Here is a 10399-nt window from a genome sequence, read left to right as displayed (position 1 = left end):
CGCGATTATAGTCGGGCCGAAGGGCAGTGGGTGCCTAACTATTATGGCGGGCGGGAGAATCTGGAGGCGATTGCTTTCCTGCGCTACACCAATCACACCATTGGTGTTGAGCGCCCCGGTGGCGTAACCATGGCTGAGGAGTCGACGGACTTCCCAGGGGTGACATTGCCGCCGGATGCCGGTGGATTAGGTTTCAACTACAAATGGAATATGGGCTGGATGCACGATACGCTCAATTACATGCAGTGCGATCCGGTTCACCGCAAATACCACCATAATTTGATGACTTTCGGGATGTTGTATGCCTATACCGAGAATTTCATCTTACCTATTTCTCATGATGAAGTGGTGCACGGTAAGCGCTCCGTACTGGATCGTATGCCGGGGGATGCATGGCAGAGATTTGCTAACCTGCGCGCCTATTACGCATTTATGTGGGCGCATCCCGGCAAAAAATTGCTGTTTATGGGGTGCGAATTTGCGCAGGGGCGCGAGTGGAATTTCGATACCAGTCTGGATTGGCATCTGCTGGATGATGAAAACGGCTGGCATTCAGGGGTGCAGCGCTTTGTTCGTGATCTAAACCATTGCTATCAACAACATGCGCCACTCTATGAGCTAGATTATCAACCTGCGGGTTTTGAATGGCTGGTGGTGGATGACCATGAAAACTCGGTGTTTGCCTTCTTACGCCGCGATGAGAACGGCGGTGAATTGATTGCCATCAGTAATTTCACTCCGGTGCCGCGCTATAACTACCGCGTGGGCATTCCGCAGGGCGGCCATTATCGTGAAGTGTTGAATTCTGACTCTGAATTTTACCGTGGCAGCAATATGGGTAATCAGGGCGGGATCCATAGCCATGATGTGAGTAGCCATAACCACGCGCACTCATTGCTGCTCACTCTGCCACCACTGTCGACGATTTATCTGTTGCGGGAGGGGTAGGATGGTCAATCTGACTCAAGGTTTCCCGACCCCAATGGGCGCACATTTTGATGGGGCGGGGATAAATTTCACCCTATTTTCAGCTAATGCTGAACAGGTAGAGCTGTGCCTATTTGATGATAATAATCAGGAGTTGCGGATCTCATTACCCGCTCGCACCGGTGATATTTGGCATGGCTATCTCCCCGGAGGAAGGCCGGGGCAGCGCTATGGCTATCGGGTCAGCGGGCCATTTGATCCACAGCGAGGCCACCGCTTTAATCCGCATAAGTTATTGATAGACCCCTGCGCCCACGCCTTAGATCACAAAGTGGGTGATGAGCCGCGCTTAAGTGGTGGGGTCAATCAACCTGATGAGCAGGACAGTGCTGCCGCGGTGCCTAAATGTATTGTGGTGCACGAAGAATATGACTGGCAGGGGGATAGGTCTCCAACCATTCCTTGGGGCAATACGGTGATTTATGAAGCCCATGTGCGCGGCTTAACCCGACTGCATCCCGATATCCCTGCTGATCTGCGCGGGACTTATGCCGGTTTGGCCCACCCGGCCATGATTCACTATTTGAAAAACCTGGGGATTACCACGTTAGAACTGCTGCCGGTGCAATTCCACGTCGATGAGCCACGGCTACAAAAAATGGGGCTGAGTAATTACTGGGGCTACAACGTGCTGGCCCCCTTTGCCGTTGATCCTGATTATGCTTCGGGCCGCGAGGGCGTCTCTCCGCTACAAGAGTTGCGAGATGCCGTCAAAGCGCTACACAACGCCGGTATTGAGGTGATCCTCGATGTGGTGTTCAACCACACCGCCGAGTTAGACGTTTTCGGCCCCACACTGTGTCAACGCGGTATCGACAACGCCAGCTACTACTGGCTCACCCCCGAGGGCGAGTACGACAACATGACCGGCTGCGGTAATGCGCTGTGCCTTAATCACCCTTATGTGATGCAGTGGGTGGTGGAGTGCCTGCGCTATTGGGTCGATAGCTGCCACGTTGACGGTTTTCGTTTTGATTTAGGGACGGTTTTGGGCCGCACTCCGGCGTTTGATCCCCACGCGCCGCTGTTTGCCGCGTTAGCCGCCGATGAACAGCTCAGTGGCTGCAAGATGATTGCCGAACCTTGGGATATCGGCTTGGGTGGCTACCAATTGGGGCAGTTCCCCACCGGTTTTAGTGAGTGGAATGACCAATATCGCGACGCGATGCGCCGTTTCTGGTTGCGCGATGACTTGCCACTAGGGCTGTTTGCCCAGCATTTTGCGGCCTCCAGTGCGCTGTTCGAACAGCGGGCGCGCTTGCCCTCCGCCAGCATCAATCAAATTACCGCCCATGATGGTTTTACCTTGCAGGATTTGCTGTGTTTTAACCAAAAGCACAATCAAATCAATGGCGAAGAGAACCGTGATGGCAGTGATAACAATCTTAGCAATAATTTTGGCAGTGAAGGTTTAGTGGCTGACGAGGCTATTTGGCAACGGCGTAGATCGTGTCAACGGGGTTTGCTTGCCACCTTATTGCTGTCGCAGGGAACGCCGATGTTGCTGGCCGGTGATGAGCATGGTCATAGCCAGCAAGGTAATAATAATGCGTATTGCCAAAACAACATCCTCACCTGGCTCGATTGGGGCAGTGCAGATAGAACATTAACGGCATTTACCGCTGAGCTTATTCGGTTGCGCCAGCAAATTCCGGCCTTGATTAAAGATTCATGGTGGCGGGAGGGTGATGGCAATGTGCAGTGGCTGGATAGTCAGGGGCAAGAGTTGAGTGATGCAGCTTGGGATCAGGGCAGCCAGAAACAGCTGCAAATCTTGCTGTCTCAGCGCTGGCTGGTGGTGATTAACGCTACTGACCAACTCTGCGACATGCACTTACCTGCGGGAGAGTGGGAGGTGATCCCTCCTTTTGGGCCACCAGAGAATGAGGGGCCATTAACCGTATGGAGTGGAGCCGCGCATGACATTTGCGTGCTCGTACAGAAATCTTAAGGAGTCAGCCATGGTTAAATTCGAAAATAAAGACCCGTTGATGTTAGCCAGACAATTACCGAATAAAACGGTGGCGCTGATTTTAGCTGGTGGTCGTGGTTCGCGGCTGAAAGATTTGACCGCCACCCGTGCCAAGCCGGCGGTACATTTCGGCGGCAAGTTCCGCATCATCGACTTTGCACTGTCTAATTGCCTGAACTCCGGTATCCGCCGCATTGGTGTCATTACCCAGTATCAGTCCCATACGCTGGTTCAGCATATTCAGCGCGGTTGGTCATTCCTCAATGAGGAGATGAACGAGTTTGTCGATCTCTTACCCGCCCAACAGCGCCTCAGCACCGAGCAGTGGTACAAAGGTACGGCAGATGCGGTTTACCAGAATCTGGATATTATTCGCCGCTATGATGCGGAATATATTGTCATTCTGGCCGGTGATCACATCTATAAGATGGATTACTCGCGCATGTTGATAGATCACGTGGAGAAAGATTCAGAGTGCACAGTCGCCTGTATTCCGGTTCCCATTAATGAGGCCAGTGAATTTGGTGTGATGGAGGTGGCTGAAGATTTTCAGGTGACCGCTTTTTATGAAAAACCGGCCAACCCACCCGCCATGCCTGGTCGCCCGGATATGGCGCTGGCGAGCATGGGGATCTACATTTTCAATGCCGATTATCTGTTTAAGTTATTAGAAGAGGATCGGAATACCCCCGGTTCTACCCATGATTTCGGCAAAGACTTGATCCCGAAAATCACGGCGCAAAAAGCCGCGTGGGCGCATCCATTTGACCTCTCCTGCGTGACCTCCAATGCGGATATGCCCCCTTACTGGCGTGATGTCGGCACCCTGGATGCCTATTGGCGGGCTAACCTCGATTTGGCTTCGGTCACTCCTGAGCTGGATATGTATGACCGCGCCTGGCCAATCCGCACCCATATGGAACCCCTGCCGCCGGCCAAATTTGTGCAAGACCGCTCCGGCAGCCATGGCATGACGATGAACTCGCTGGTCTCCGGCGGCTGTATTGTCTCCGGCTCAGTGGTGGTGCATTCGGTGCTGTTTCCTCGGGTGCGGGTGAACTCGTTCTGCACCATCGACTCCACTGTGCTGCTACCGGATGTCAATGTCGGGCGCTCGTGCCGCTTGCGCCGTTGCATTATTGACCGGGCGTGTCACATTCCCGAAGGGATGGTGATCGGGGAAAACGCCGATGAAGATAGCGCCCGTTTTTACCGTTCAGAGGGGGGGGTGGTGTTAGTGACTCGGGCGATGCTCGCCAAGTTAGCCGCCAAATAGGGCTATTTTATTTGCCACTTTGAACTTGGGCAGTGCTCACAAAATGCCTGCATTTTGAACGCCCTTTAGGGCGGCCCGTAGGGGGAGCGTAGCGAATAAAATCCTCACGTACTACGTGTACGCTCCGGTTTTTGCGCGCTGTCCGCGTCCAAATTGGCTGCAACAATAACGCCCATTTGGATGATTTCTAGCTAACTAGATGTTATCTCTGTATTGGGTCAAACCAGATGGGTATTAGGAGCCATGATGCGGGTACTACACGTATGTTCTGAGCTATTTCCTTTATTAAAAACAGGGGGTTTGGCGGACGTGGTTGGTGCTTTACCTGCCGCTCAAATTGCTGAGGGAGCGGATGTGCGGGTCATGCTGCCCGCCTTTCCTGACTTGCGTCGCGGCATTCCAGATACCGTGTTAGTGAGGGAGGTTGATACCTTTGCTGGCCGGGTTTCATTACGTTACGGTAAGTATCAGGGTATTGGTATCTATCTGATTGATGCCCCCGGTCTCTATGATAGGGCTGGTAGCCCTTATCACGATCAATCGTTGTATGCTTATTCCGATAACTATCGCCGCTTTGCATTGCTGGGATGGATGGCTTGTGAGCTGGCTTGCGGGCTGGATGGCTACTGGCGTCCGGAGGTGGTACATGCCCACGATTGGCATGCCGGATTGGCCTGCGCTTATCTGGCGGCACGGGGGCGCCCTGCACGATCGGTATTTACCGTCCATAATTTAGCCTATCAAGGGCTATTTTCAGCGCATCATTTGGCTGAATTACAGCTACCTGCTGCATTTTTCCAAATGTACGGGCTAGAGTTCTATGGTCAAATTTCCTTTCTGAAGGCGGGGTTGTTCTTTGCTGATCATGTCACCACTGTCAGCCCGACCTACGCCAAAGAGATTACTCAGCCGGCGTTTGGCTACGGGATGGAAGGATTGTTACAAGAGCGCGCCAGTCAAGGGAGATTGACTGGGATACTCAACGGGGTAGACAGTGGTATTTGGGATCCACGGACTGATACCTTGCTACATGCATGTTATGACGCGGAGAACCTGCAAGAGAAAGCGGTGAACAAAGCACACCTGCAAACCGCTATGGGGTTAGAGGTGACGGAAAAGAGACCTATTTTTGCGGTGGTCAGCAGGTTGACCGCGCAAAAAGGGTTGGATTTAGTGTTGGAAGCCTTGCCCGAACTACTGCAACTGGGGGGACAGTTGGCGGTTCTTGGTGCAGGGGATGCGATTCTGCAAGAGGCATTTTTGGCGGCCGCAGCAGACTACTCCGGCCAGGTTGGGGTACAAATTGGTTACCACGAGGCATTTTCTCACCGAATAATTGCCGGTGCAGATGTGATCCTGGTGCCGAGCCGTTTTGAACCCTGTGGACTCACGCAGTTGTATGGTTTGAAATATGGCACTTTGCCACTGGTCCGGCACACGGGCGGGTTGGCAGATACCGTGGTGGATTGCGCGCTGGAAAATCTGGCAGATGGCAGCGCCTCGGGGTTTGTGTTTGATGAATGCGATGCGCAGGCATTGGTGCGGGCAATACGCCGTGCTTTTGTCTTGTGGAGCCGGCCAAAACATTGGCGTCATGTCCAGCGCCATGCCATGGGGTTGGACTTTGGTTGGCAAGTAGCAGCGGCAGAATATCTGTCACTTTATCGGCGTCTTTGATGGCCGATTTATCGTCACCACGATTTGTTGTAACCACGATTTGTTATCACCACGAATGGGGAAAACCGCTATGACATCACCGTTCAGTTATACCTCACCCGTTGTCAGTGTGGATGCACTGAAACACTCCATTGCCTATAAATTGATGTTTATTGTGGGTAAAGACCCCACCATTGCGACTCAGCACGACTGGCTGAATGCGACTCTATTTGCAGTACGTGACCGGATGGTTGAGCGCTGGCTGCGCTCTAACCGCGCACAGTTATCACAAGACGTCCGGCAGGTTTATTATCTGTCGATGGAGTTTTTATTGGGTAGAACACTCTCTAACGCACTGTTATCGATGGGGATTTATGAAGATATCGAGCAGGCGCTAGATGAGATGGGCCTCAATCTGTCCGAACTGTTACAGGAAGAGAACGACCCCGGTTTAGGTAATGGGGGATTGGGCCGCCTGGCGGCGTGCTTCCTGGATTCGCTGGCCACATTGGCGCTGCCGGGGCGCGGTTATGGTATCCGCTATGAATATGGCATGTTCAGCCAGAAAATAGTGAACGGCCAACAGATGGAGTCGCCGGATAACTGGCTGGAATATGGCAATGCCTGGGAGTTCCCACGGCACAATACCCGCTATAAAGTGCGATTTGGTGGCCGAATTCAGCAAGAGGGCAGCAAAACCCGCTGGCTGGAAACGGAAGAAATTCTCGCCTGCGCTTATGATCAAATCATCCCCGGTTTTGATACTGATGCAACCAATACACTGCGTTTATGGTCTGCGCAGGCCAGTAATGAAATCAATCTGGGTAAATTTAATCAGGGCGATTACTTTGCGGCAGTTGAAGATAAAAACCATTCAGAAAACGTATCGCGGGTGCTCTATCCCGATGATTCAACCTATTCCGGGCGCGAACTGCGTCTGCGGCAAGAGTACTTTTTAGTATCGGCGACGGTGCAGGATATCCTCAACCGCCACTGGACCATGCACCAGACGTTCGACAATCTGGCGGATAAGATTGCCATTCACCTGAATGATACTCACCCAGTGCTTTCTATCCCTGAAATGATGCGTCTGTTGATCGACGAGCACAAATTTAGCTGGATGGATGCGTGGGATGTGGTGCAACAAGTCTTCTCCTACACCAACCACACTTTAATGACTGAGGCGCTGGAAACCTGGCCAATTGACATGATCGGCAAGATCCTGCCACGGCATTTGCAAATTATCTTTGATATCAATGATCATTTCCTCAAGCTGGTGCAGGAGCAGCATCCGGACGAACCCGAACTGTTAGCGCGGGTATCCATTATTGATGAAACCCATGGTCGACAAGTACGCATGGCCTGGCTTGCGGTGATCGCCAGCCATAAAGTCAATGGCGTATCAGCCCTGCATTCGGAGTTGATGGTGCAGTCACTGTTTGCTGATTTTGCCCGCATCTTCCCTAACCGCTTCTGCAATAAAACCAATGGCGTCACGCCACGGCGCTGGCTGGGGCTGGCTAACCGACCACTGGCGGCGGTGCTGGATGACAGTATCGGCCACAACTGGCGCACGGATTTGAGCCAACTTAGCGAGCTGGAAAAGAACCTCGATTACCCCAGTTTTCTGCTGGCGTTACGAAAAGCCAAGCTGGAGAACAAAAAACGGCTGGCGATCTATATCGCTCAAAAATTGAATATTGTGGTGGATCCGGCGGCGTTGTTTGATGTCCAAATCAAGCGGATCCATGAGTACAAACGGCAATTATTGAATGTGCTGCATGTGATCACCCGCTATAACCGTATTCTCGAAGCGCCTGACGAAAAGTGGGTGCCACGGGTGGTTATTTTTGCCGGTAAAGCGGCATCGGCGTACTACAACGCGAAACAAATTATTCGTCTTATCAATGATGTCGCGAAGGTGGTCAATAATGATCCGCGGATCAATAATCTGCTGAAAGTGGTCTTTATCCCGAACTACAGTGTCAGTCTGGCGCAACTGATTATTCCGGCGGCTGATCTCTCTGAGCAGATTTCGCTGGCGGGCACCGAGGCATCGGGGACCAGTAACATGAAGTTTGCCCTCAATGGGGCGCTGACCATCGGCACACTGGATGGGGCGAACGTCGAGATGCGCGAACATGTCGGCGAGGATAATATCTTTATCTTTGGTAACACGACCGAGCAGGTCGAGGCGCTGCGCAATAGTGGCTATAATCCACGGAAATATTACGATGAAGACTCGGAGCTGCATCTGGCTCTGACGCAGATTGCCACCGGCACTTTCAGCCCGGAAGAGCCTCAACGCTATACCAGCCTGTTTGATTCGCTGGTGAATCTGGGCGATCACTATCAATTGCTGGCGGATTATCGCAGCTATGTCGACACGCAGGATAAAGTCGATGCGCTCTATCGCCACCCTGATGAGTGGACGCGCAAAGCCTTACTCAACATTGCCAATATGGGCTATTTCTCTTCCGATCGGACCATTCAAGAGTACGCCGATGAGATTTGGCATATTAAGCCTATCCGCCTGTAGCGATATCCTTGCTGCTTGAAGCGGTAGGCTGTTCACTTGCCCAATAACAAAAACCCTCTTCAACCATAAACGGTGAAGAGGGTTTTTTTGCGCCTAAAAAAGCTTAGATGCCCGAATTCGCTATCAGGAAACCAGCGAAAGCGTCTGCTGCTGCTTGCTTTGCTCTGCGGCTAACCACTCAGCAACGCGCTGCTTTTGTGCTTCGTCCAGGGTCATGCCCAGCTTGGTACGACGCCAGATAGCATCATCCAGTTCGACCACCCACTCTTTCTCGACCAAATAGCGCAATTCCGCTTCGTACAAACCATGGCCGAAGTGCTCACCCAGGTTTTCGATGCTGGTGGCATCTGCCAAGATCAGCTCGCTGTGGCTACCATAGGTGCGGGTATAGCGACGAGCCAGCGCTTCGGGCAACCAGTTATAACGGTGGCGCAACTGTACCGTGTAGGTATCACGGTTGCCGCCAATATCGCTGCCCGGTAACGCGCTGGTTTTGGTCCACGCGGGGCCAACATTTGGATAATAGGCCGACAGTTTTTCCAGCGCGTGCTCTGCCAGTTTACGATAAGTGGTCAGTTTGCCGCCGAATACTGACAACAGTGGCGCTTTGCCATTTTCGTCCGCCACATCCAGGGTGTAATCGCGGGTAACCGCTTGCGGCGCATCTGATTCATCGTCGCACAACGGGCGCACACCTGAGTAAGTCCAGACGATATCGTCGCGGCCCAACGGCTTCTTAAAGTGGTCGTTATAGACTTTAAGCAGGTAATCAATCTCCTGATCGTCGATCTTCACATCTTTCGGATCGCCGTGGTACTCCACGTCAGTGGTGCCGATGATGGAGTATTCGTCCAACCAGGGAATAACGAAGACAATGCGATTATCTTCGTTTTGCAGAATATAGGCTTGTGGCTGGTTATGAACCCGTGGCACCACAATATGGCTGCCTTTGATTAAGCGGATACCATAAGGCGACTTGAGCTTTAGGCCATCGTCGAAGAACTGCTTAACCCATGGGCCGGTTGCATTCACCAAGCCTTTAGCGCGCCAGGTGAAGGTTTTGCCGCTGTTTACGTCGACGGCTTCAACCATCCATAAACCTTGTTCGCGCCATGCGCGGGTCACTTTAGTGCGGGTACGAACTTCCCCGCCACGCTCGACCACTTCCTGCGCATTCAGTACCACCAAACGGGCATCATCTACCCAGCAGTCAGAATATTCGAAACCGCGCATCAGCTCGGGCTTCAATACTGATTCTGGCCCAAAACGCAGCCCTTTACTGGCGGGTAAAGTGGTGCGTTTGCCCAAATGGTCATACAGGAACAGACCCGCACGGATCATCCAGGCGGGGCGCAGATGGGGCTGATGCGGCAGGCGAAAGCGCATTGGGAAGGCGATATGGGGTGCCAATCTCAGCAGCACTTCACGCTCGGCCAGCGCTTCACTCACCAAACGGAACTCATAATGTTCCAGATAGCGTAGGCCACCGTGGATAAGTTTGGAGCTGGCGGAAGAGGTCGCACAGGCCAAATCTTGTGCTTCCAGCAGCAGAACGGACAGGCCACGCCCTGCAGCGTCAGCAGCGATACCAGCACCATTAATGCCGCCACCGATCACGATCAAGTCTTTGGTTTCCATGCTTCCTTCCTCCAGATGTTCGAAACAGCTCTTTAATGTTCGTTTTCGCTCATGATTGTAATCAAAAACCAACAAACAAGCCAAGAGTTAACCAAAAAAAAACATTCACCCGTGATGGAGGTAACAGTTTTGTTATCAGGATGTGAGGGGAGTGAGTTTTGATCGGTTCAGTTGAGGTTTGGCTTGGTGATTGGTTCGGTTGATAATCGGTCAGGCGATTGGTTCGGTTGACATGAGATCGGCGTTCACTTGGCCTCCAGCGCCTCAACCGCCAAGGGGGTTACAAGCGCGTAACCCCCTTGGAACCCCTGCGCTAGCGCACGTATCGCTT

The 10399-nt window shown here is 52.5% G+C and carries 6 protein-coding genes; 5 read left to right on the top strand and 1 reads right to left on the bottom strand.

All coding sequences use genetic code 11. The annotated features are described in order from the left end of the window. The 5 genes from glgB to glgP form a co-directional block, all read left to right on the top strand. A partial coding sequence (gene glgB / locus AACW11_RS14820; protein WP_212587004.1) for a 1,4-alpha-glucan branching enzyme occupies positions 1 to 948 on the top strand: 948 nt, incomplete at its 5' end. Between the two features lies 1 nt (position 949). Beyond that, positions 950 to 2938 (top strand): glycogen debranching protein GlgX, encoded by a 1989-nt coding sequence (gene glgX, locus AACW11_RS14815; protein WP_212587003.1) that lies wholly within the window; start codon positions 950 to 952, stop codon positions 2936 to 2938. A 10-nt stretch (positions 2939 to 2948) separates the two neighbouring features. After that, positions 2949 to 4235: a glucose-1-phosphate adenylyltransferase gene (glgC, locus tag AACW11_RS14810; protein WP_212587002.1), complete on the top strand. Its 1287-nt coding sequence runs from the start codon at positions 2949 to 2951 to the stop codon at positions 4233 to 4235. Positions 4236 to 4481: 246 nt separating this feature from the next. Then, a complete protein-coding gene (gene glgA, locus AACW11_RS14805; protein WP_212587001.1) occupies positions 4482 to 5912 on the top strand; it encodes a glycogen synthase GlgA in 1431 nt (476 codons plus the stop codon). Between the two features lie 70 nt (positions 5913 to 5982). Then, positions 5983 to 8430 (top strand): glycogen phosphorylase, encoded by a 2448-nt coding sequence (gene glgP / locus AACW11_RS14800; protein WP_212587000.1) that lies wholly within the window; start codon positions 5983 to 5985, stop codon positions 8428 to 8430. A 123-nt stretch (positions 8431 to 8553) separates the two neighbouring features. Here the strand turns inward: glgP and glpD are convergent, their stop codons facing one another. Continuing rightward, positions 8554 to 10068, bottom strand: coding sequence for a glycerol-3-phosphate dehydrogenase (gene glpD, locus AACW11_RS14795; RefSeq protein ID WP_212586999.1), 1515 nt, complete (start codon positions 10066 to 10068; stop codon positions 8554 to 8556). Positions 10069 to 10399: the final 331 nt, after the last annotated feature.

It is taken from the genome of Yersinia sp. Marseille-Q3913 (genome assembly GCF_963892745.1).
Classification (GTDB): domain Bacteria; phylum Pseudomonadota; class Gammaproteobacteria; order Enterobacterales; family Enterobacteriaceae; genus Yersinia; species Yersinia bercovieri.
This window is presented reverse-complemented; position numbering and strand designations above follow the sequence as displayed.

What these genes read in the sequence shown, in the direction of transcription:
- glgX (WP_212587003.1), top strand. Translation starts at nt 950, where the DNA reads ATGGTCAATCTGACTCAAGGTTTCCCGACCCCAATGGGCGCACATTTT.
- glgC (WP_212587002.1), top strand. Translation starts at nt 2,949, where the DNA reads ATGGTTAAATTCGAAAATAAAGACCCGTTGATGTTAGCCAGACAATTA.
- glgA (WP_212587001.1), top strand. Translation starts at nt 4,482, where the DNA reads ATGCGGGTACTACACGTATGTTCTGAGCTATTTCCTTTATTAAAAACA.
- glgP (WP_212587000.1), top strand. Translation starts at nt 5,983, where the DNA reads ATGACATCACCGTTCAGTTATACCTCACCCGTTGTCAGTGTGGATGCA.
- glpD (WP_212586999.1), bottom strand. Translation starts at nt 10,068, where the DNA reads ATGGAAACCAAAGACTTGATCGTGATCGGTGGCGGCATTAATGGTGCT.